12 protein-coding genes are annotated in these 25,126 nt (G+C 45.1%); 11 read left to right on the forward strand and 1 reads right to left on the reverse strand.

Annotated elements, in window-relative coordinates; all coding sequences use genetic code 11:
• Positions 1-24: 24 nt before the first annotated feature.
• The 4 genes from MRK00_05640 to MRK00_05655 all read left to right on the forward strand — a co-directional run bounded on the left by MRK00_05640 (position 25) and on the right by MRK00_05655 (position 2,691).
• Entirely contained in the window at positions 25-1,236 is a 1,212-nt protein-coding gene (locus MRK00_05640) for an IS256 family transposase (protein MDR4516857.1), read from the forward strand.
• Positions 1,237-1,868: 632 nt separating this feature from the next.
• The gene (locus tag MRK00_05645) at positions 1,869-2,183 is read left to right on the forward strand and encodes a hypothetical protein (protein MDR4516858.1); all 315 of its coding nucleotides are present in this window, start codon (positions 1,869-1,871) and stop codon (positions 2,181-2,183) included.
• Between the two features lie 5 nt (positions 2,184-2,188).
• Complete coding sequence (locus tag MRK00_05650) at positions 2,189-2,395, forward strand: addiction module protein (protein ID MDR4516859.1); 207 nt, start codon at positions 2,189-2,191, stop codon at positions 2,393-2,395.
• A complete protein-coding gene (locus MRK00_05655) occupies positions 2,395-2,691 on the forward strand; it encodes a type II toxin-antitoxin system RelE/ParE family toxin (protein ID MDR4516860.1) in 297 nt (98 codons plus the stop codon). Before MRK00_05650 ends, MRK00_05655 begins: the two co-directional genes overlap by 1 nt.
• 135 nt (positions 2,692-2,826) lie before the next feature.
• Here the strand turns inward: MRK00_05655 and MRK00_05660 are convergent, their stop codons facing one another.
• Positions 2,827-3,906, reverse strand: coding sequence for a L,D-transpeptidase family protein (locus MRK00_05660; protein ID MDR4516861.1), 1,080 nt, complete (start codon positions 3,904-3,906; stop codon positions 2,827-2,829).
• 249 nt (positions 3,907-4,155) lie between these two features.
• On the opposite strand from MRK00_05660, the gene MRK00_05665 reads away from it, so the two are divergent.
• The 7 genes from MRK00_05665 (at position 4,156) to MRK00_05695 (ending at position 25,116) form a co-directional block, all read left to right on the forward strand.
• The gene (locus MRK00_05665; GenBank protein ID MDR4516862.1) at positions 4,156-5,070 is read left to right on the forward strand and encodes a 2-hydroxy-3-oxopropionate reductase; all 915 of its coding nucleotides are present in this window, start codon (positions 4,156-4,158) and stop codon (positions 5,068-5,070) included.
• A gap of 22 nt (positions 5,071-5,092) precedes the next feature.
• Positions 5,093-6,547 carry an FAD-binding protein gene (locus tag MRK00_05670; GenBank protein MDR4516863.1) on the forward strand — a complete coding sequence of 485 codons (1,455 nt, stop codon included), beginning with the start codon at positions 5,093-5,095 and terminating at the stop codon, positions 6,545-6,547.
• Positions 6,548-6,570: 23 nt separating this feature from the next.
• On the forward strand, positions 6,571-7,662 hold the full coding sequence (gene glcE, locus MRK00_05675; protein MDR4516864.1) for a glycolate oxidase subunit GlcE: 1,092 nt from the start codon (positions 6,571-6,573) through the stop codon (positions 7,660-7,662).
• A gap of 6 nt (positions 7,663-7,668) precedes the next feature.
• Complete coding sequence (glcF, locus tag MRK00_05680) at positions 7,669-8,949, forward strand: glycolate oxidase subunit GlcF (protein MDR4516865.1); 1,281 nt, start codon at positions 7,669-7,671, stop codon at positions 8,947-8,949.
• Positions 8,950-9,431: 482 nt separating this feature from the next.
• On the forward strand, positions 9,432-10,277 hold the full coding sequence (locus MRK00_05685) for a conotoxin (GenBank protein MDR4516866.1): 846 nt from the start codon (positions 9,432-9,434) through the stop codon (positions 10,275-10,277).
• Positions 10,278-10,353: 76 nt separating this feature from the next.
• Entirely contained in the window at positions 10,354-11,157 is an 804-nt protein-coding gene (locus tag MRK00_05690) for a hypothetical protein (GenBank protein MDR4516867.1), read from the forward strand.
• 114 nt (positions 11,158-11,271) lie between these two features.
• Positions 11,272-25,116 carry an SDR family NAD(P)-dependent oxidoreductase gene (locus MRK00_05695; protein MDR4516868.1) on the forward strand — a complete coding sequence of 4,615 codons (13,845 nt, stop codon included), beginning with the start codon at positions 11,272-11,274 and terminating at the stop codon, positions 25,114-25,116.
• Positions 25,117-25,126: the final 10 nt, after the last annotated feature.

A 25,126-nucleotide genomic window follows, 5' to 3' on the forward strand; every position in this document is an offset into this window, starting at 1 on the left:
TATTAAATTTTATAGGAGTGACGAATGAACAAGACTACAGTGCAATTTGATTTTGAAGAAGCCTTGGAATCCTTGAAAGCGGGGCGGAATTTGAATGGAAAAGATGGCATATTAACGCCATTGATCAAACAACTCACTGAAGCTGCATTGGCGGCGGAACTTGAACAGCATATCAAATCCGGGGATGAACAGAACCGGAAGAATGGCACGACGCCAAAGACTGTAAAATCAGCATCAGGTAGTTTTCAACTGGAAACACCCAGAGACCGCAACGGTACATTTGAACCTCAGTTGGTTAAAAAGCATCAGACTCATCTTACCGATGAAATCGAACGCAAAATTCTATCGTTATTTGCGTTGGGCTCCAGCTATCAGGATATCTCTGGGCATATTGCCGAGATATACGGCATTGACGTTTCATCGGCGACGATCAGTGCAGTCACTGACAAGCTTATTCCGGAGCTTAGGGAATGGCAGCAACGGCCATTGGATAGTCACTATCCGTTCGTGTGGCTGGATGCCATACATCACAAAGTGAAAGACGATGGCCGGTATGTCAGCAAGGCAGTTTATACCGTACTTGGCTTAAACATTGAAGGAAAGAAGGAAGTACTAGGGTTGTATGTATCGGAAAGCGAAGGCGCCCGGTTTTGGCTTTCCGTACTGACAGATTTAAATAACCGTGGCGTACAGGATATCCTTATTGCCGCCGTTGATGGACTCGTGGGTTTTCCTGAGGCAATCAACAGTATTTTTCCAGAAACCGAGGTTCAGTTATGCATTATTCATCAAATCCGCAATTCGATGAAATATGTGGCGTCAAAAAATCAAAAAGCATTCATGGCTGACCTGAAACCGGTATACAAAGCGCCGACCATTGATGCAGCTGAAGATGCGCTTGATGCATTGGAAGCCAAATGGGGAAAACAGTATCCCATCGTGATTCAATCCTGGCGCAACAAATGGGAAAATTTATCGGTATACTTCAAATATCCTGAACCGATACGCCGTGTGATTTATACAACCAACACCATTGAGGCCGTACATCGCCAATTTCGCAAACTGACAAAAACCAAAGGTGGATTTCCGAATGAAAACAGTCTACTAAAGCTACTGTATGTCGGAATTAAAAATGCCAGCAAGAAATGGACGATGCCGATACAGAACTGGAATTTGACATTATCCCAGTTAGCGATATATTTTGAGGGTCGTTTGGATGCGGCGTTGGATTTATGAATTTAATACAGATTTTTATGTCACCGCTGAAACTGGTTAGCGTATCGACACGAATTGTGTCGATCGGTCACCGGTTTCAGTGGTCAACAAGCGAAGCGCGTTAGGTGATTGGCAAACTGACACAGAATTTTGAACACCCTCATGATAAATGTAATTCTAAGTAATTAATCTATATTTTTTTTATTATAAAATCAACTGAAACCAGCTTAAATTTTTTTACCCTTAGCAAACTTCCCTTCCTTCGCAGAATATGCGTTCCTTGAGAAGATAAGGTTATGAATACAGTTTATGCCGCTCGCTTATTCAAATTGTCATCAGATTGTTCTTTCTCATGTATTAGGTTAAATATCTTCTTTGTTGAATTATTGGATTTTCTATCAAAAGTTCGAGATATGGCTCGGTATGGTTCACAGCGACTAGATAATTTGCCACCAGTGCAATTTATCACCATAACGTACATATCATTAAATTAAACTGATTCACTGTTTTGTGCATGGATGGTATTCTTATTTGAATGAAGTCTGATACCACATAAAAAGAGAGTTATTAAAATTACGTTGCCGCGATTAATATAGGTGATTTTTGCTAGGTTATAATCGTGAAATTATATTGGATTTGACTGGTAACTTGTGATGACTCAAGACATGAAAGACAAATTGTCAAGCCAATACGTTGTAGGCGACACGACAGATCATGGGAAAAAAATTGTGCATATTGTTGCGCAAAAGGATGGTTATGTTGTTTATGTAGGAGATGATGGTAAACCTGGCTTTGAGTGTACTAAAGAACTTCATAATAATAAAACGACAAAGGGGTTCCGACAAAGGGGTTTGGTCTTGCATTCACACATTGTCTATATTTGGGAAATACAATTACAAAAACGGAGTATCCTTATAATACTGACCGTTAGTGCGGCCAGCGATATGTTTCTAGCAAATGAGAGGTGAACCTGGTGAGTAGCAAAGATGTACTGGAACAAGCATTAAAGCTTAAACCAAACGAGAGATTTCTGGTGGTCGAAGGGATCATAAAGAGCTTGGATGAACCTGATCGCTCACTAGACGCAATATGGGCAGACGAGGCAGAAAAGCGACTCAAAGCCTATCGAGCAGGCACCCTTGAAGGTATACCTATCGAGGAAGTATTCAAGAAAGAATAATGCGAGTTTTATTTTCAGAACTTGCAAAACAAGAACTTGATGATGCAAGCCAATACTACGAAATTGAATTTCAAGGACTTGGAAAACAGTTTCGAGAAGAGATTAAATTGGCGGCAAAAAGGATTTCAGAATATCCAGAGGCGTGGTCTGTAGAACGAGGCGATATCCGGAAATGTCTTCTTCACAAGTTTCCGTATAAACTACTTTACTCTATTGAAAAAGATCACATCATTATTATTGCCGTTGCGCACCAGCATAGAAAACCAGAGTACTGGGTTGGAAAGGAAAAAACATAACCAGGTGTCGCGATCTGTTTAATTTGCCAGTTGTTGCTTAAAAATAGTAATTCACACAGGACAGCTTTGATCCAAAAGAATTAATACGTTATTCAGCTCTTCTGCCTGACAAAAAGGTTTAACCAGAAAGTGTCACTAGCGAACCTGTTCTGATTCTTCATTCACCATTTCCGGTATTTCAGCTGTGGTCATTTGTTGATTCATTTCACCCGCCCAGGTCGCATTTTGCGGCAGCGTATTCTGTACATGTTTGGCTTGATTCAAATATGAATGTATCGTCAAATCCTGTTGCGTAACCGGTATCGCGGTAGCAAGTGGATCACGGATTATTTCATCGATCAGTTTTTCATTAACCGTAAGATGGGGACGCGCATTGATTTGTGCTTTAAGGGCGGTTCGCGTGGCTTTCATTGATTGACTGAACAGCTTGTCGTGCTTGCGCTTGTCGTCTTCCAGTACCGGATAAGCCTGCAGGTACAATTGATCGCCGCGCCAGCCGAAAAGCCGGGGCTGATTGATCACCCGAACTGGGGTACCGACCGTTACATCGTCAAACAACCCGACAATATCTTCCGGATACATGCGGATGCAGCCAAAGCTGCCACGAAGGCCAATGCTTGCCGGCTTATTGGTGCCATGTATGGCATAGCTTGGCCAGGAAAGTCTTAATACATGAGAACCCATCGGATTATCCGGTCCTGGCGGAACAACGGCTGGAAGAGGATTACCGTTTTTGGCATATTCTCTGTGTATTGACGGTGTCGGCCGCCAGACTGGATTCTCGTCCTTGACGGTAATCCGGGTTATCCCCTCCGGGGTTTTCCATTGCAAGCGGCCAATGCCGACCGGATGGGTAATGACTCTCTGCGGCTCGCCGTCTTTAACCTCAGGGAAATAAAACAAACGCATTGCCGCGAGATTGATTACGATGCCTTCCCGGGGCGCGTCCGGTAATACAAATTGTGTCGGAATCACAATCTGCGTTCCTTTTCCCGGCAGCCACGGATCAACATCCGGATTAGCGCTTACGATCTCATCAAAGCCTAGATTGAACCGCCGCGCTATATCCGAGAGCGTATCTTCATATTCGGCGGTGATCACCTGCACGCTGCCAACGACATCGTCGCGGAACGCATCAAAAATGAATTCATGGCTGGCCTGAGGCACAGGCAGCGTACTGGCTATCGGCGCGGAATCTTCAGGTGACTGGCTCAAAAACGTCTGACAGCCGCTTAGAAGAATAATAACGAATAGGCCGCAGCTATATTGCCTAGCGTGCTTTGACCATGAAATTGATTTAATCATATGTATTATTTGGATATTTGCTCTTTTTAATTTACAGTGTTTTTGTAGATAGCTCAACAAGTATGAAGAAATACAGACAATTATTGTTAATATCTTTATACTAAATAACAACAAACAGCAACAAGCTGCTGCTTTTCATACAATATTTTGCAAGTCAATATGGCAAACATCGGTTTTATCGGTCTGGGCATCATGGGTAAATCCATGGCCGGACATCTGATTCAGGGTGGACATACTGTTTTTCTTCAGACACGAAGCGGCGTGCCGAACGATCTGGTCGCGCTGGGCGGAATCGCTTGTGCGACACCCATGGAAGCGGCGCAACGCGCAGAGATGATTATTACAATGCTGCCCGATACACCGGATGTCGAAAAAGTACTGTTTGGCGCAAACGGTGTGACTGCGGGTATACAAAATTCCGGCGATAATCCGCAGATACGCCGCACCATTATCGATATGAGCACGATTTCGCCACTGGCTACCCGCGAATTCGCTGCACGAATAAATAAACTCGGGCATGATTATGTTGATGCACCGGTTTCCGGGGGCGATGTTGGTGCTCAAAATGCAGCATTGACGATCATGGTCGGTGCGAACGAAGCGGTATTTAACACGGTCAAACCTGTTTTTGAATTAATGGGTAAACAGGTCACCTTAATCGGTGAAAACGGCGCAGGCCAGGTCTGTAAAATTGCCAACCAGATTATCGTCGCGCTGACGATAGAAGCTGTGGGCGAGGCGCTATTGTTTGTTTCAAAATCCGGCGCCGATCCTGAAAAAGTGCGTCAGGCATTAATGGGTGGCTTTGCAGGTTCCCGGGTACTGGAAGTTCATGGCGAACGCATGATTAACCGCCGTTTTGATCCTGGCTTTCGAATTGAATTACAGCAAAAAGATCTGGATATCGTTCTTGCCAGCGCGTCAGCACTTGGCATCAGTCTGCCCAATACTGCGACAGCGCATGAACTGTATAATGCATGTATCGCACATGGTGGCGCAAAATGGGATAATTCAGCTATAGTAAGAATGCTGGAAAAACTGGCCAACCATGAAATAAAAAAGAAAACAGAATAATACGCTTTGTTAAATAGCCTCCATGTCACCAAAAGACTTAATCAACGCCTTGTGCGCGTTCCTGCCTGCAGAAGCGGTATTGCACGAAACTGAAGATCTCAGGCCCTACGAGTGCGACGGCCTGTCCGCTTACCGGCAAACGCCGATGATTGTCGTTCTGCCAAAATCGGAAGCACAAGTTGCCCGGATATTGCAACTCTGTCATGCCACACAAACCCCTTTAGTTGCCCGCGGCGCGGGTACCGGGCTATCCGGCGGCGCATTACCGCATGCCAAAGGTATCTTAATGTCGCTGGCAAAATTAAACCAAATTCTTGAAGTAGATCCGCTCGCTCGAACGGCGCGCGTCCAGCCGGGCGTCAGAAATCTGGCGATCAGTGATGCAGCCAGACCGCACGGGCTATATTACGCGCCCGATCCATCCTCGCAGATTGCCTGCTCTATAGGCGGTAATGTTGCGGAAAACTCCGGCGGGGTGCATTGTCTGAAATATGGCCTGACAGTCCATAACATTCTTAAATTACGCCTGTTAACGATAGATGGCGAGCATCACGAAATTGGCGGCGATGGACTCGATAGCCCCGGCTTTGATCTGCTTGCATTGATGACAGGCAGTGAAGGCATGCTCGGCATTGTCACTGAAATTACCGTGAAACTGATGCCCATTCCCGAAAAGGCGCAACTGGTTATGGCGGCTTTTGACGATGTTCAGAAGGCCGGCAATGCGGTCGCCAATGTCATAGCCGCCGGAATCATTCCCGCCGGAATGGAAATGATGGATAAAATCACTATCCATGCGGTCGAGGAATTCCTGCATGCCGGTTATGATTTGGATGCACAAGCCATTCTGTTGTGCGAATCTGACGGCGCAACCGAGGAAGTTGCCGATGAAATTGAACGTATCAACGCCATTATGAAAACCAGCGGCGCGACCAGTGTCAGCACTTCCCGCGATGAAACGGAACGATTGCGCTTCTGGGCGGGCCGCAAAGCCGCTTTCCCCGCCGCTGGACGCGTCTCTCCCGATTATTACTGCATGGACGGCACCATCCCCAGAAAACATCTGGCAACGGTTTTAAGCGGAATAGAAACACTGTCAGAAGAATACGGCCTGCGTTGCATGAATGTGTTTCATGCCGGTGACGGCAACTTGCACCCGCTCATTCTTTATGATGCCAACACACCGGGAGAACTGGAAAAAACCGAAGAATTTGGCGGAAAAATTCTGGAAATGTGTATTCAGGCCGGCGGCACCATCACCGGCGAGCATGGTGTCGGCATGGAAAAAATCAACCAGATGTGTGTGCAGTTCAAGTCGAGTGAACTGGATATTTTTCATGGCGTTAAATCGGCTTTCGATCCACAGGGATTGTTGAATCCGGGGAAAGCCGTCCCTACATTACATCGCTGCGCCGAACTGGGCGCAATGCATGTGCACAGTGGTTCGGAAAGATTCCCTGATTTACCCCGCTTCTGAAAACCAGACCTGCTTTATTTCACATGAACGCTGTTATCGATCATTTTTCTTCTACCATCCGGGCCGCCGCAGAAGGCAGTCAACCCCTGTCTATCGCGGGTGGCGGCAGCAAGGCATTCTATGGTTATCCGTCAACCACGCAGGCGAAAAAACTGGATGTAACGCCCTACCGGGGTGTTATCGATTACGAACCGACCGAACTGGTCATCACCGCCCGTGCAGGCACGCCATTAATGGAAATTGAATCGTTACTGCATGAAAATGGCCAGATGCTGGCATTTGAACCGCCACACTTTTCCAATGCATCCACTTTGGGCGGCAGTGTTGCCGCCGGTTTATCCGGCCCGCGCCGCCCATCTGCAGGCGCTGTACGCGATTTCATGCTCGGTGTGCGCATGCTGGATGGAAATGGCCGGGACTTGCATTTTGGTGGACAAGTCATGAAAAATGTAGCGGGTTACGATGTATCCCGTTTGATGGCAGGCGCTATGGGCACGCTGGGTGTATTACTGGAAGTTTCACTCAAGGTGTTACCGTTACCGGCTGTTGAACGCACCTTGATTCTGGACATGGACGAAGCCTGTGCAATTGAATTCACCAATCGCTGGGCAGGCAAGCCATTGCCAATTTCTGCAACAGGCTTTACCAGCAATCGATTGTATATCCGTTTGTCCGGTTCAGAGTCCGCAGTCAGCGCCGCACAAAAACAGCTCGGCGGAGAAATCTTTAGCGAAGGCGATTTTTTTTGGAAATCTTTGCGCGATCAAACGCATAATTTTTTTAAACCGGCCATCTCGCTCTGGCGCCTGTCAATCAAATCGACCGCATCCCCGTTATCGTTACCCAAACTGCACGCAAGGCAATTGATTGAGTGGAATGGCGCGTTACGCTGGCTGGCCTGTGACGAAGAATGCAGCGGCAACGCTACGGCAAATTCAATACGACAAGCGGCCAAATCAGCGGGTGGCCATGCCACACTTTTCCGCAGCCAGAACCAGGCCGCACTGCGATTTCAACCGCTTGAACCCGGGCTAATGCGCATCCATCAGCGCCTGAAACAAAAATTTGATCCTGCGGGAATTTTGAATCCTGGCAGGCTTTATCCTGAATTTTAAGAAGCCATGCAAACCAGACTCGCCGATTTCATCAAAAACTCACCCCAGGGAAAAGATGCAGACGCCATTTTACGCAGTTGCGTGCATTGCGGATTTTGTCTGGCGACCTGCCCGACTTACCAGTTACTCGGTGACGAACTGGACAGTCCCAGAGGGCGTATTTACCTGATGAAGCAGATGCTCGAAGGTCAGCCCGTGACGCAAAAAACCCAGTTGCATCTGGACCGGTGTCTGACCTGCCGCGCCTGTGAAACCACCTGTCCGTCCGGTGTGCGCTATGCGGAACTGGTTGATATCAGCCGCGACCTGATTGAAAAACAGGTTGATCGCCCTGCTGGAAAAAAAGGATTGCGGTACCTGTTACGCAAAATCCTTCCGAACCCCTTACTGTTTAAACCATTGATTAAAATCGGGCGATTGTTTCGCCCGTTCCTGCCGCACAGTTTAAAAAAATCGATTCCGGCAAAACCCAACAATGCAGTACGGCAATGGCCCGCACCGCGTCATAAACGTAAAATGATGGTGCTTGACGGCTGCGTACAACCGACATTGTCGCCAAATATTAATTCGGCTGCTGCACGGGTTCTGGATGCGCTGGATATCTCACTGATAAAATCGGCGCAGGCCGGCTGTTGCGGCGCGATCGCCTTTCACCTGAATGCACAGGAAGAAGGCATGGAGGCCATGCGCAAAAATATCGATGCATGGTGGCCGTTTATTGAACGCAATGAAATTGAAGCGATTGTCATGACCGCAAGCGGCTGCGGAGTGACCGTCAAGGATTATGGCCATATCCTGCGCCACGACCAGGCGTACGCAGAAAAAGCCGAACGGATCTCGGCCATGACCAGGGATATCAGTGAAATTCTGGTTACGGAGCAGGAAAAATTGATACAGCTGCTACGAAAATCAAGGAAAGATTCAACTCCCAGCAAATTTGCCTTCCATTCACCCTGCACGCTACAACATGGTCAACAAATCAAAGGCCTGATTGAACACATTTTGCAGACAGCCGGCTTCGAACTCGCTTCAGTTCCAGACGCACACCTGTGCTGCGGCTCCGCAGGCACTTATTCCATTTTACAGCCCGAGTTGTCGCAACAGTTACTCAGAAACAAAGTATCCGCACTTGAATCCGGCAGTCCTCAACAAATCCTAACTGCCAATATCGGTTGCCTGATGCATATACAAAGCGGCACGGCTTTACCGGTCAGGCACTGGATTGAAGTGCTGGAAGAACACATTCATAAAGACGGCATTGATACTGATCCGAAATTGACCAGGTAACTTACGTTTTAAGCGGCGATGGATGTTTTCCGTCAACATTCCTAGCCACATCTATCCGATGTCAGCCTATTTAGTTGTACAAAAACTGGATAAGATTTTTCCTCCAAATTTATTCTGAAAGAAAAGTTAGCAGGATAGTTGTAATTATTTTTTATTTACTAAAATATTCATACAGAAAATAACACGTTAACTTTGCCATTTTAGTGGCCAACTATTCATGGCCACCTCACCTTTAGTCCTTTAGAGCAATTCCATTTTTTTTCACGTAATTGTGAGTTTTTTCACTGTGCGGTTTAAAACATCACTGTAATCTTCACCCGCTCCTGACCGGGATGAGTATGCAGCCGATCGAAAAATCGACATAGCAAATTAATTATTCAACGTGTAACCAAGTACAGGAGAGTGTAGCTATCCGATAAAGATGGATTTTCGAATGCTCATTAAGCAATGTATTCAATAACTTTTTATTGCAAGGAGAAATTATGAAATTAACAAAAAATATTACAATGATTGTTGCAGCTTTATTGCTGGCTGTATTTGCAACAGCTTCATCAGCGGATAATTCCCATAAATCGCATGATACGCATAAATCCCACAAATCCCATAAATCCCATAAATCCGACAAGCATCATCACGGTAAACATTCAGATGATCCTGACAACCTTATCAAAGCCATGACTTTTATTTCCACCCGCCCATTTGTTTCTGTCGATGGCCTTTTCTTTGAAGACGGCTTGTTCGGCGGTGATGGCATGAATTTTTTCAAAAATGTACTGGGCCTGAGTGACCAGGAAATCGAAGACAGACGTAATGCAGCCATTGCTTTTTATGCTGAACGTTTCGGTATCGATGTTAACGACCCCAGAATACATTTCACGGGCTTTCAGATTGATCCGGATGCCGATTACCGCGTGATTATGATGACCGGAAAAGGGAAAGGAAATGATCCAAAAGAAGGCTTCCCGATTTTGGATGGCGGTTTCGCAGCTGCGGTAATTGATCCGGCCGGGATTGAGCTGGGCGGCGAATTTGAAGGCACATGGGTACCTGCAGGCACCATGTTTGCGTCCGGTGGCAGTTATGTCATCAAACGCGGCAAACAAGGCGACGACATTGTAATTAATTATCAATCCAGAGGGCCGATGCAGCCAGTCGGTACCGGTGGCATCATCAATTGTGAAGTAATGCATCCGGAATGGGGCGAAGGTCTCGGCTGGGGATACTTTGAGTTCCATAACCTTTCCGATGGCCGGATTACCTCTCAGGTAAGAAATGTCTTGACTTTCCCGGGCCTGGGATTCGAAGAAACCATGATAGAACAGAACTGATTCACCAAAACCTGTTTATCAATTATGTAATCGCCCTGCATTCACCGCGGGGCGTTATAACACCGAGGCAAACATCATGAACAAAATCCTGATAATGAGATTTCTTTCTACGCTCTTAATTACACTCTTTTTAACTCCCACAGTATTTGCAGAACATTCGCACAAGTCGAAAAAAGCCGAATATCCGGCAAGCAAACATGCGCCGGACAATCTGACCAAAGCAATAACTTTTGTCGCAAACCGCCCATTCGACTCTGTAGACGGATCTATTTTTAGAGACGGGCTGATTGGTGGCGATGGCAAAGCATTTTTCAAAAATATTTTAGGCCTAAGTGATCAGGAAATCGAAAATAAACAGCAAGCGGCAATTGAATTTCTTGAACAACGTTTTGGCATCGATGTAAATAATCCGGGCGTTATTTTTACCGGCTTCCAAATAGATCCCACCATCAATTTCAAAGCCATCATGATGACCGGAGAAGGTAAAGAAAATAACCCGGGAAATGGATTTCCGATTTTGGAGGGCGGTTTTATTGCAGTAGTGGTCGATCCTTCGGGAATTGATCTAGCCGGGGAGTTCGCCGGCGTACACGCGCCCGCAGGAACGATGTTAGCAGCAGAAGGCACCTATATCATCCAACGCGGTAAAAAATATGAAGATATTGTTATCCGGTTTCAATCCCGCGGACCCAATTTTCCTGTCGGCACCGGCTTAATTATCAATTGTGAATTATTTCATCCGGAATGGGGCGAAGGCTTGGGTTGGGCCTATACCGAGCTGCATAAACTCTCTAATGGGCAGTTTGTTGCTCAAGCCCGGAATACGTTGACTTTCCCAGGACTTGGCTTTGAAGAAACCATGATTGAGCAACAGAACTGAACTGAATCAATCAATAAAGCCAAATAAAGGCGCATTCTTTTCACTTGTTTTGCTGGATAACATTCGGCTGCCAGACAGTTCCAGCAAAACAACAAAAAGATCAAAGGTGAAACCGTGTTAGAAAAAAAAATTGATTTTGCAGTAATTGGTATGGCTTGCCGTTTTCCCGGTGCTGAAAACTATGCGCAGTATTGGGAAAATCTTATTCAGGGAAAAAATTGCGTGGCTGAAATTCCCAAAGACCGCTGGGACTGGCAGGCATATTTTGGCGATCCACGTACCGATACCAATAAAACCAATATCAAATGGGGCGGATTTATTGATGACATCGATAAATTCGATCCCCTGTTTTTCAACATATCGCCCAAGGAAGCAGCATATATTGATCCGCAGCACCGTTTATTCCTGCAGACAGCATGGCACTGCATAGAAGATGCGGGATACAGTGTTGAAAGCCTGGCAGGAAGAAAGATCGGCATATACGCCGGGGTTTCGAAAAATGATTACAGTGAAATGATGCGAGAATCGCGTAATGAAATAGCACCATTCATCTCAACAGGAACTGTACATTCCATTCTCACCAATCGGCTCTCTTTTTTATTTGATTTTCATGGCAGAAGCGAACCGGTCGACACAGCGTGCTCCAGCAGTCTGGTTGCATTGCATAATGCCATGCGCGATATCAGCTGCGGTGAATGTGAAGCCGCGCTGGTGGGTGGCGTCAATGCCCTGCTGGCTCCAACCATGTTTATCTCGCACAGCAAATCCGGGATGCTGTCTATTGACGGGCAATGCAAAACGTTTGATTCCGAGGCAAATGGCTATGTCAGAGGCGAAGGCGCGGGCATACTGTTCATCAAACCACTGACCAAAGCGATTGAAGCAGGCGATTTTATTCACGCCGTGATTAAAGGCTCAGCGATCAATCATGGCGGACGAGCCAATTTTCTGACGTCTCCGACTGTAGAAGCGCAGTCTGAGGTGATCGGCACCGCTTTGGAAAACGCCGATGTCGATCCCGGAACTATTACATATATTGAGGCACATGGCACCGGCACGCCACTGGGCGATCCGATTGAAATCAATGCATTGAAAAAGGCGTTTAAATCAAAGCAGGGAATATCTCAAAAATCGGCGCCAAGAAGCACCGAATTTTGTGCGCTCAGTTCGGTTAAAACCAATATCGGTCATTTGGAAAGCGCATCGGGCATTGCCGGGATTATCAAAGCCATTTTAGCCATGCAACATAAGAAAATTCCCGCGTTACGTAACTTTAAAAAGCTTAATCCCTATATCGATCTGGAACAAAGTCCTTTTTACATCGCCGACAGGAATATCGAATGGGAAGCTTTGCTAGCTGACAACGGCAAGACAATACCGAGACGGGCCGGCGTGAGTTCATTTGGCATGGGCGGCGTTAATGCGCACGTTATTTTGGAAGAAGCACCTGTTAAAAAAGCTGTCCGTTTAACAACGGATGAAGAAGAAACACCGCAATTGATATTGATTTCTTCCAAGAAAAAAGAAGGCCTGAAAGAACAGGCTGGCAATTTACTGCAGTATTTATCTGCTCTGAACGCCCCGGGCCAAAACATGGGTGACCGCGCACCCCGTTTGCAAGACATTGCCTATACCCATCAGGTGGGCAGGGATCAATTCACAGAACGGTTGACACTGATCGTTTCCAGTAAAGCGGAATTAATTCGCCAATTGGCTGATTACATCAAAAACGGTGTATCAAACACTTCCTGTTTTATAGGTAGTGTCGTGATTAAAAAAGGTGAAAGGCCGTCCATAATTAAGGTAAATGCCGAAATGTCGCTTGAATCACTTGCGGAGAAATGGACACAGGGTGCAAAGCTGGATTGGACTGAATTTTATAGTAACAATAACAGCGCTTCGAGAATACCGTTGCCGGTCTATGCGTTTATGAAAAAACGCTGCTGGTTCAATCAGGAAAGTGTAGCGCCAGTTAAAACCCCGGAAAAAAATCCGATTGCAATCTCTGCTCCAAAGAGTGATTTTAAAATGGCGGAAATTGTATTCAATAAAACCCTGCATCCCAATGATTTTTATATCCGGGATCATTGCGTTCAGGATGAAAAATTATTGCCTGGCGTTGCCTATCTGGAAATAGCCCGGGCCGCATATGATCAGGTGGCCGGGAATCAGAACGCCAATACCATTCAACATGTTTACTGGATTAATCCTGTTATTCTTAAAGATGAGGATCTCCCCATTCATGTCAAGCTGTCCAACAACACAACCAGGCAACCTGAACAGTCGTCTTTCAGCAACTTCCAGGTTTTGCATCATAAATTCTTACACAGCAGAGGCGAAATCGGGCATACAAATTTAAGCGCATTGGATCTGGTTCCTATCAATATTCCTGTAATTAAGAAGGCATGTTCGCGTGAAATACTGCAACAGGACATTTATCAACGGTTTATTCCATATGGCTTGAACTATGGCCCCAGCTTTCAGCCTTTACAGCGTTGCTTCTATAACAGTCAGGCCATCTTTTCCGAACTGAAGATTCCGCAAGTGTTAGCACAAACCCTGGATGACTTTGTGTTGCATCCGAGCATTATGGATGGCGTTTTCCAGACAATCGTTGCTTTAAGTATATTTGGATCGGATCGGAAAGATGAACAGTATGTCCCATTTTATCTGGAGCGCATCGAAATCATTAAGCCGATTCCTGCGCATTGCTATGCTTATGCAAAAAAACGCGACAACAATAATCCGAACGTCAATGAGATTGTCTTCGACGCCGTGATTTGCAACGAAACGGGTGAATTGCTGGTTAACATTACCGGTCTGACAAAAAGAGCGCTCCATCTGAAACCGCATCAGGATATCCAGCAGCTTCAAACCGGAAACATTCAATCTCAAGTATCAAAAAAGAAGAAAACGGATATTTACTATTGCTCCGAATGGCGAAATACAGAGATTCAACTGCAACCTGAATCATTGGATCATCTCATTGTTTTTGGCAATGACAATCACTTGCTCCAACAAAACACCTGGTCTCATTCCTCTGTCAATGGGCCCGTATATCTGGTCACGCCTGGTAGCAACTATCAAATCATCAACAGTAACCATATTCAAATTGATCCGGCAAATTTCGATGATTATCTGAAGATGATTCAGTACCTCAAAGATGAGAAGTGCGCTATCAACAATATCCTTTACCTGTGGAATTTTGATTCTGAACCATCAAATTCTATCGATCCTATAGAAAATGGCATTATTTCCTTACTGCGTTTAACCAAAGCCATTATTTCCAGAAAAGCCTCTAAAAACGTCAAGTTACTCTATTGCTACCCGAACGAAACAAAGAGTTCTCAGCCTTATCACGCGTTGATTGGCGGTTTTGCCAGAACCTTGATTTATGAAAACCCCAATATGCGTTTCTTGTCTGCGGGAATCGATAGCGCAGCTCCTGAGGAGATTATTCAACTGGCCCAAAGGGAATTTGCCAGTGAGCGACACGACAAGCTGTTGGAAATCCGCCATGAATCGGGAAAAAGATTAACACGCAAAATCGTTAATTTCACGCCACCGGATTTGCATCTTCACGGTTCAGAAACAGTACTTAGAAAGAACGGCGTTTACCTGATTACCGGTGGCGCCGGAGGGTTGGGGTTTATTTTTGCCCGGTATTTATCAGAAAAATACCATGCCACCACGCTGCTCATCGGGCGATCCAAACTGAATGCACAAATCCAGGAAAAAATAGCGGCCATCGCGTCTCTGGGCGGCCAATGTACATACTACAGCGCCGATATTACTCAGGCGGATGCATTGCAGAAAACATTCCTGGAAATAAAAAATACATACCCACATATCCATGGCGTTATCCACGCTGCCGGTGTAATCGAAGATGCATATATATTATTGAAGAAAGAGGATTCTTTTCGCCGCGTCATCCATACCAAAGTAAACGGTTTGCTCAATCTGGACACTGCAACCCGTCACGAGAATCTCGATTTTGTTTGCCTGTTTTCTTCAATAGCCGCGCTCATGCCCAATCAGGGCCAGTCAGATTATGCATCAGCCAACAGCTTTCTCGACAGTTACGCAGCATTGAGAAACCGGCTACGCGATGAAAACAAGCGTAGCGGCTTTACACTGGCGATTAACTGGCCATTATGGGCGCAAGGCGGCATGCGCGTTACACCTGAGGAAGAAGCGCATTTATTGCACGAATTCGGCATGGCGCCTTTGGAAGAAAAGTCTGGATTGGAAATTTTCGAGCAAGGGCTGAAATTTGCAAGTTGTTATGGTCACTCGCACGGCTTAAGCCATATTGTCGCCATCGACGGCGACAAATCAAAAATTGCGCACTGTCTGGGCATCGAGAACCAGCAAAACACACAATCAGATATCACTATACAGCACGAAATCAATCAAACGGGGTTAGAAATGAATGGTATCGCTAACAATGATATTGAAAATGAAGTCAAAAATAAATTTTCTGAATTATTTGATATTGCTGCTGAAAAAATCGATGGCGAAATAAGCATGAGTGAGCTGGGATTAGATTCCGGCTCAATGGTTTCTATTATCCAGCATATTAATACGCGATTCGAAATCAACCTGAAACCGACCGTGTTCTTTGAACTCGACACAATCGATCAGTTTGTTCGATTCATTGATAGCCATTGCCAGAGCAAAAAGGGATTGCCGCCGTCGCGACACAATACATCATTGATTGATGTCAATCAGTCCAATCCATCTGAAAAACAGTTCCAGAGGACTTTCAATGTCGCCGAATTTTATCTGGAAGATCATGTGGTTGAAGGCCAATATAATATGCCCGGCGCGTGTTATATTGAAATGGCACGACAGGCGGGCGATCTGCTTTTGGGTGACAAAGCTGTTATCAAACTGACCAATAATTACTGGGTGCGCCAGCTCTCATCACCTGAGAAAGACTTTACCGCCTACATCAATATTCTGCCTAAATCGTCCGGATATGATTATGAAGTGATCAGTTATAACGACAGCCGGGAAAAAATTGTACATGCGATTGGCACACTCGTTAACCGTGAAAATAATGCTGCAACGTCAATAGCACCGGATTATCTGGATTTAAATGCAGTGCGTTCCCGGTGCACCGCCGTTCAACAGCCTGATCAAGTCTATCGACAGATTATCGCTGAAGGGCTGCATGTCGGTCCGACTTTCAAACCCATGCAGCAAATCCTGTTAAGCAAGGGTGAAGCGTTGTCAATACTGGCTTTGCCTGACAGCATAGAAGATACTGTGGATGACTATGTGCTGCATCCAACAATGCTCACGGGTGTTTTTCAAACAGCTTTGATCAGCAACCGGTTTAATGAAGAAAATCAACAGGCGCATTTTATTCCCATGGGCATTGATGAACTGGAAATTTTTGCACCCGTCACAAGCCGCTGCCTGGTTTATTCGAAATCAACTAAAAGCAATGACAACCTGAAAAAATTTGATCTGCTTGTCTGCAGAGAAGACGGTCTGGTTGCCGCCCGCCTGAAAGGCTTTGCAATCCGGGCGTTAAAGAACGTGGAAAAGAAGGATAACGACAAGAATAACTACCCTGAACAAACTTCAATTACATCCGATCAATCTTCCAAACAACTTGCGCAAGCCAGCTATCGTTTCATAAAAAACCTGTTATCTCCACATATTGGATTGTCTGTCGAAGAAATTGACAACGATGAATCGTTTGACGCCTACGGCATTAACTCGATCATGATTGTAGAATTGAACAAATCTTTTGAAGATACCTTCGGCCCGCTTTCGAAAACGTTATTTTTCGAATATAGAAATGTTCAGGAACTGGCTGAATATTTTATTGAAAATCATGCCGAAAAACTGGCGCAACCAACATCCGAGAATGACCAAACATTCATTCCAGAACCGGATATTCAACCCGTCGAAACACCACCCGGTAACATTACCGCCGCTAGTAACACCGACCAGGGTACTGCCGAGTTGTATAAATCAGCCACCCACGCTATCAAACAGCTTTTGTCACCGCATATCGGTCTTGCTGTAGACGAAATAGAAGCCAGTGAAGATTTTGAAGCATACGGTATCAATTCGGTCATGATCGTGGAATTGAACAGGGCGTTCGAAGCGGTATTTGGCTCGCTTTCGAAAACACTGTTTTTCGAATATCGAAATATTGAAGAACTGGTTGAATACTTTGCCGAAAATCACCTGACACGACTACAGGATCTGTTTGATTTAAATACATCGGTGAATTCAACTGATTCGACCAAGACAAACAAGGAAGATGATCGCATCCGTTCTGAAGCAGTTCCAGATACAGACAGAAAAAAAGATTCTTTCGTACCAAAAAACATACACAATAATAGCGCAATTTCTGCCCAGCCTGCCGAGTCCGTCCATTTAAATGAAGATATCGCCATTATCGGTATTGATGGACGTTATCCACATGCCAACAATGTAAACGAATTCTGGGAAGTACTCAAAAAAGGTACGGATTGCATAACCGACATCCCTGAATCGCACTTTGATTTCAGGCCAATCTTTGATTCAGATCCTGAAAATAACAAAATCTATAGCAAGCGAGGCGCTTTTCTTAATGACATTGATAAATTCGATGCCGCTTTCTTCAATATCTCCCCTCGCGAGGCTGAACTGATTGATCCGCAGGAAAGATTATTTCTTGAAGTTGCCTGGGGCGCCATGGAAGATGCAGGCTATACACGGCAGGCGCTGCTGGATTCTTCCGATCGCCAGGTCGGTGTGTTTGTCGGCGCACTGTGGCAACCCTATCAGGCCATAGGCACCGAAGAAACACTCAAAGGCAATATTGTAGCACCCAGCGGATTACTCTACAGCATTGCAAACCGCGTATCCTACTTTATGAATTTTTCAGGACCAAGCCTGGCAATAGATACCGCATGTTCCTCATCATTAACAGCGGTGCATTTTGCCTGCCAAAGTCTCCATAACGGGGATTGCAAGGTAGCTATTGCGGGTGGTGTTAACCTGTCGCTACATTCAAGCAAATATCTGTTTTTATCCCAGAACAGATTTCTATCCACGGACGGCCGATGCCGCAGTTTTGGAGACGGTGGTGATGGTTATGTACCCGGCGAGGGCGTCGGCGCAATTATATTGAAACCGTTATCAGAAGCGATTAAAGACGGCGATGCTGTTTATGCGGTAATCAAAGGCTCATCCGTTAATCACGGCGGAAAAACCAATGGTTATACTGTTCCTTGCCCAAATGCGCAGTCGGATATCATCAAAACTGTGTTCAGGAAATCCGGCATTAATCCCCGCACAGTCAGTTATATCGAAGCCCATGGCACAGGAACCCCGCTTGGTGATCCGATAGAAATAACAGGGCTGCGCAAGGCATTTGAAGTATCCACAAAAGACAAGCAATTTTGCGCCATTGGTTCGGTTAAATCCAACATTGGTCACTTGGAAGCCGCGGCTGGCATTGCATCAATTACAAAAGTCATCTTGCAGATGAAAAACAGGCAACTCGCACCCTCGATTCATTCCGATACCTTGAATTCAAATATTGATTTCACGCAAACACCCTTTAAGGTGCAGCACGGCTTGTCAGTATGGACTCAGCCAGAACTGATCACCGACGGCATTTCTGAAACTTACCCCCGCCGGGCGGGTATCAGCTCTTTTGGCGCGGGCGGCTCCAATGCGCATATTCTGCTGGAAGAATTTGATGCCCGGAAAACAGAAACTGCAAATGTACAACCTGACGCCGCCAATATGATTGTGTTATCTGCGAAGAATGAAAACCGGCTTCGCGAAATGGCCGCCCACCTATTGCATTTTCTGGATCAGAATCTTCTGACAGATTCTTTAAGCGATCTGGCCTATACATTGCAGACTGGCCGGGAAGCAATGAATGAACGGCTCGGCATTATTGCGGGCTCCGTAGCAGAACTTCAAAACGCGCTTGGAGCCTATTTAAACAAGGATACTGCCAAGAATATTTATACCGGCAATATCGCCAATCATAAAGACATTCTGAGTATCTTTGGAAGCGATGAAGACATTGGCAGCATTATTGAAGCCTGGATTGCCCGTAAGAAATACGGCAAGCTGCTCGACATCTGGGTAAAAGGCTTCAAAATTAACTGGAATCTGCTCTATCAATCGGATAAACCCCGCCGTATCCATTTACCGACATATCCATTTGCCAAAGAAAGCTATTGGATTTCAACTGGCCAGGTTGAAAAAATTATCGGCGAACACCAGGGTGCTTCAAAACTGCATCCTTTGATACATGAAAATCGATCCACACTTTCCACTCAACGTTTTAATTCAATATTTACAGGAGAAGAGTTTTTCCTGAAAGACCATATTGTGGGTGACACTAAAGTGCTGCCGGCCGTGGCTTATATTGAAATGTTCCGCTCTGCCGCCGCCTTAAGCACAGAAGAATTAAAACCCCTCAAACTTTATAATCTTGCCTGGCTGGAGCCCATTACGCAAGAATCCCGGCAACTTCAGGTCTCTACTGAATTACTTGTTGAAGATGATGAGTTTTATTTGCAGGCCTGCACGGAAAAGAATGGAAAAACGACTGTCCATGGCTATGGGCAATGCCTCTATCTTGACCCATCAATGAATCACTTGCAGCTGGAAAGAAACAGTTCGATTCCAATCGATGAAATCGAAAGCAGCTTGCAAAACCAAATTGATTCAGATCAGATTTATGCGTTGTTTCATAAAAAAGGGCTCAATTTACAGGATGGATTTCAGGGAATTAACTGGATCAAATGGAATGGCGTCCAGGCACTTGGCAAAATAACTTTGCCCGCCTCATTAAACAGCCAGGAAAGAAATCATTACCATATTCATCCAAGTCTGCTGGATAGTGCGCTGCAGACAGCACTCTATATCCTGGAAACAACGCATCAAAAAGAAGGCGCGCTCTTTCTGCCCTATAGTATTGAAGAAGTGGAAATTTACGCCACTTTACCCGACACACTCTATTCGCTGGTACAGCCAAGCGATAACAAAGCGCTACACGAAAGTCACCACTCAGTTCGCTCGTTTAATGTAACGATTGTTGATCAATCGGGTGTTATTTTAATGAAAGTAAAAAACTTTTCATTTAGAGAAACCAATTTATCAACGGGTCAAATTCAAAAACTAAGCGGACACGTTCACGGTGCTGTCAACGCGATAACCTATTCTTCACCGGCTTGGGTAGAAACGGCCATCAATAAAAACAGTTCGAAGTCCTCTGTTGAAAATGCAACAGGCTTTATCGTTGTTTCAAATAATGCAGACCAGCTCGAACAATTCTGTGCAACATTAAACCGGATCAATAATAACCATCCTGTTTATGAAATCATTCTTTCGGATAAGAAACACCCAGAAAAACCGGGCAGACTTTATCTGAATACTCTGGAACAGAATGCAAACGCTCAACTGGCGGTTTTTTTGAATGATGTAAAAAATGATATCAGCCATATTGTCTGCTTGCAGGATTCAACATCACAAAAAGAACCCAATACGTTATGTTTTCAAACCCAACAGAGCATCGTCGCCTTATTTGATATCAATAAACACTGCCTCAGCTCATCTAAAACAATACGGCAATTATTTGTAAATATATGTAAAAAAGACACCTCTCAGCAGGTACTCGAAGGCGGCATCAATGGATTTTTCAACAGTGTTCAGACCGAATACACTAAATCCGTCAACAGTGTCATTTCGATCCAGCTGAATAAAATGGATAGTATTGAATTATCTGCCTGGATAGATCCGGTGATCAATGAATTAAGGGTTTCAGATGACAATGCAGGCAACTGGATTCGATATTCAGAAAATGGACAGCGCCGCTCTGAATGGCAATTACACCCCCTTAAAGATATCAATATGCCACGAAAATCTGCAAACTTTGACTTTAGCGCAATCAAAGCCGGTGGCACTTATTTGATTACTGGCGGCATGGGTGGAATCGGCAAAATTTTGGTTCGTTACCTGGCCCAAAATTACAACGTTAATCTAGTTCTGATTGGCCGCTCTTCGTTGGATAGCGATGACGATGCTTTTATCAAAAGTATCAGGCACGCTACGGAGGATGCGCTTTACTTGCAAGCTGACATAACTGACTCGGACAGCCTTGAACGGGTTATTACAAAAGCCAAGCAACAGTATGGTGTTATTAACGGAGTAATTCATTGTGCTGGCGTACTGGAAGACAATCTGTTGATAAACAAAAATACCCAGTCCCTGAAAAAAGTTTTGCAACCCAAACTGCAGGGCACCATTAACCTTGATCAATCCACTTTTTCCGAACCGCTGGATTTCTTCCTAGTGTTCTCATCCCTGACATCACTATTGGGAAATCCCGGTCAATGCGACTATGGCGCTGCCAACGGATTTATGGATGCTTTTATGGCCTATCGACAAACTCTGGTCGAAAAACAGCTCCGCCAGGGCTTGTCACTAACCGTCAACTGGCCTCTCTGGAAAGATGGAAAAATGGGGCAAAGCGCAGATGTGTCTGACATGTTAGACGATTCATTTGGAGCGCCGCTGGCAGCAGCTGAAGGAATGAAGTGTTTTGAGCAAATTTTTCATTTGGGACAAAACCAGATCGCCGTCGTCAAAAACGAAAAGGCAACTGCCGATCCGCTAATGACACAAAAAAAACAGATTCATGAAAATGATTCATCCCAGAACCCATTAGCTATTACTAGCTCGGCCGCAGATATCGCATCTGACCTGCAAATCGATACAAAAAACATGATTGCCGAGCTAGGGAAATTCAGCCCTGAACAGATTTCATTACAAAATGATTTTATGGCGCTTGGGCTGGAATCTGTCATCCTTGCCAAACTGGCTAGCCGACTCAATAAGCAATTTTCTCTCAAAATCAGTCCGGCCATTTTTTTTGAGCATACCAACCTGGAAAAATTGATTGCTTACTTACTTGATGAGCACAAAACAAACATTTACGCCTATTATGAACGTGCGAAACCGGTTAATCTTCAGGCTACTGACATATCGAGAGAAATTCCCAATACATTAAAAATTGTTTCCAGTGATATCAACCGGCAAGCCAATTCATCTGTTCACCGCGCAGAATCTGAAATATCCGCCGAAAATCTTGACGAAATGCTGCGAGACGACATTACACAAATCATTGTTGACCTTGGGAAATTCAAACCCGGTCAGGTCGTTGCGGATGTTGATTTCATTAGCCTGGGTTTGGATTCCGTAATTCTGGCAAAACTATCCAGCCAACTCAACAAAAAGTTTTCCATCAAAATCAGTCCGGCAATATTTTTCGAACATACCTCTTTAGAAAAACTGAACATCCATTTACTCGAACAGTTCCGCCCTGAGTTGACACATTTTTACGAAAAGAACCGGCATACCGATGAATCCATTGAAAGAAGCGAAGTAAAACCTGCAGGAATCAGGCAAGCCAACAAAATCAAACACGTGCTTGAACAACAAGAAACTGAGATAAAACGGCTGCACTCAATCGAAAAAAATGAATCGAGTTCAGTTCATGTTCAATCCAGTCCCGCTACCGATATTGCCGTCATTGGCATGGATTGCGTGTTTCCGGGTGCGCCCGATCTTGAATCATTCTGGCAGTTACTGATTGACTGTCAGTCAACTGTTTCGGAAATACCTGTAAACCGTTGGGACTGGAAAACATTTTTCGGCGACCCAAACAAAGAAACCCATAAGACCAATATTAAATGGGGTCACTTTGTCGACGACCTGGACAAATTCGATCCAGCCTTCTTCAACATTTCTCCACGCGAAGCCGCTTTAATGGACCCGCAGCAAAGGCTGCTTTTGCAATCGGTATGGAAATCGATCGAACATGCCGGTTACGCCCCGATGGATTTGTCAAAAAACTCCAAAGTCGGATTTTTCACCGGAATTTCCGGTAATGATTACTATGAACTACTGATGAACAGCGATATAGAAGCATATTCATCAACAGGCGGCGTACATAGCATTGCGGCAAATCGCGTGTCTTACTTTTTCGATTTCAAAGGTCCCAGTATTCCAGTCGATACGGCTTGCTCCAGTTCTTTGGTGGCTCTGGATATGGCCGTCAAGTCATTAGAACATGGAAATTGCGATGTCGCCATTACTGGAGGAGTCAATGCCTTAATCTCACCGACACTTTATATCGCCTTCAGTAAAGCAGGCATGTTAAGTCCCGATGGGAATCTGAGTCCACTAGACAAAAAAGCGAATGGTTATGTCAGAGGCGAGGGGGTCGGCACGCTTGTTCTAAAACGGCTAGATAAAGCCATTAAAGACCAGGACACCATTCACGCGGTTATTAAAGGCACTTCGGTTAATCATGGCGGCAAGGTTCCAAGTCTGACCGTACCCAACCCCAGGGCGCAATCAGAGCTGATTCTCGACGCGTGCAGCAAAGCGAAAATAGATGTAACAACCCTGAATTACGTTGAGTTGCATGGTACAGGCACGCCGCTGGGTGATCCAATCGAAGTGAACGGCCTTAAAAATGCGTTCAAATCCGGACAGGCCATACAGCAGGAGGGCTACTGCGGCATCGCTTCAGTCAAAGGCAACATTGGTCATCTGGAGGCTGCGGCTGGAGTTGCCGGGGTAATCAAAACAATCCTCGCACTTAAAAACAAAGTACTGCCGGGACAATGCCATTTCGAAGAATTAAACCCGCATATACATCTGGAAAACACGCCGTTTAAAGTCGTTCAAAACGCTGAACACTGGCCAAATTTAATGGATAAAAACGGTGCATCACTACCCCGGAGAGCCGGGGTCAGCAGTTTTGGTTTTGGCGGAGCAAATGCACATGTCGTCATTGAGGAATATCTTGCTGAGCATGCGGACAAACCATTACCAAAACCTGATGAAAATACAAACGGTAACAAAAGCTATCCGATTGTGTTATCCGCTAAAACAAAAGAAAGACTTGTTGCGCTTGCACATCAACTGAGCATGTATCTGGAAAACCAGATGGATGAATGTTTCGATCTTCAACGTATTGCCTATACACTTCAAACCGGACGTACAGCATTTGAACACCGCCTTGGCTTGCTGGCCAAAAATCGCAAAGAATTGCTGCTTTTACTTAAAGCCTATATAAACGGCGATACAAACCATGAGCATATGTATGTGGGCGAGATAGACATGAATAGCACCGCTCAATTACCCGCAGCCGATGTCAGTGAGCTTGATTTAAATAACTGGCTGCAGAATCAAAACTATGAGCGTGTACTCATATGCTGGGTCAAAGGACGGTTTGTTGAGTGGAACCGGCTCTATAACGAAAACCATAGACCGCAACGGTGCGATTTACCGACTTATCCTTTTGCCAAAGAGCGTTATTGGATCGCAGATTCTTTGAAGTCTAAATCAATTTACACAATCAACGAAGCAGAAGCAGTCGCTCAACAGTCCCCAGACAAACAAGACAGTTCAAAAATGAAGTTGTCACCGAACAGTTTACGAGAACAGTGCATCGGTTATCTCAAACAACTAGCAGCTTCTGTACTACAAATGCCCTTAGAAAAAATTGATAGTGCTCGCTCATTGGAAGCCTATGGAATGGACTCCATACTCATTATGCAAACAATCACTATTCTGAACCGGTCGTTTCCGAATATTACCAGCACTCTGCTCACAGAATACAGGACTATCGACGCTCTTGCCGATTATTTGATAACAAATCATAAAAATTTGCTGATTGAGCTGCTTGACCTGGACAACCAGGAACCTGGGCAAATTGATCAGGCCGAAAAACTACTTTCCACTGGTTTGGAAATAGCAGCCGATAGTCAGCAACATCACTCAGTATTACCGGAAAACATCAGTCAGGAGGAAGAATCATCACTTTCGATTGGTGATATTGCCAATGCCTTATCACTAAACAAGATTGATTTTGATACCGCGTTGCAAATTGTCAAACAAAGTGCAGCCATGAGATAGCGAGGTTATA

Source organism: Nitrosomonas sp. (assembly GCA_031316255.1).
In the GTDB taxonomy this organism is placed as follows: Bacteria; Pseudomonadota; Gammaproteobacteria; order Burkholderiales; family Nitrosomonadaceae; genus Nitrosomonas.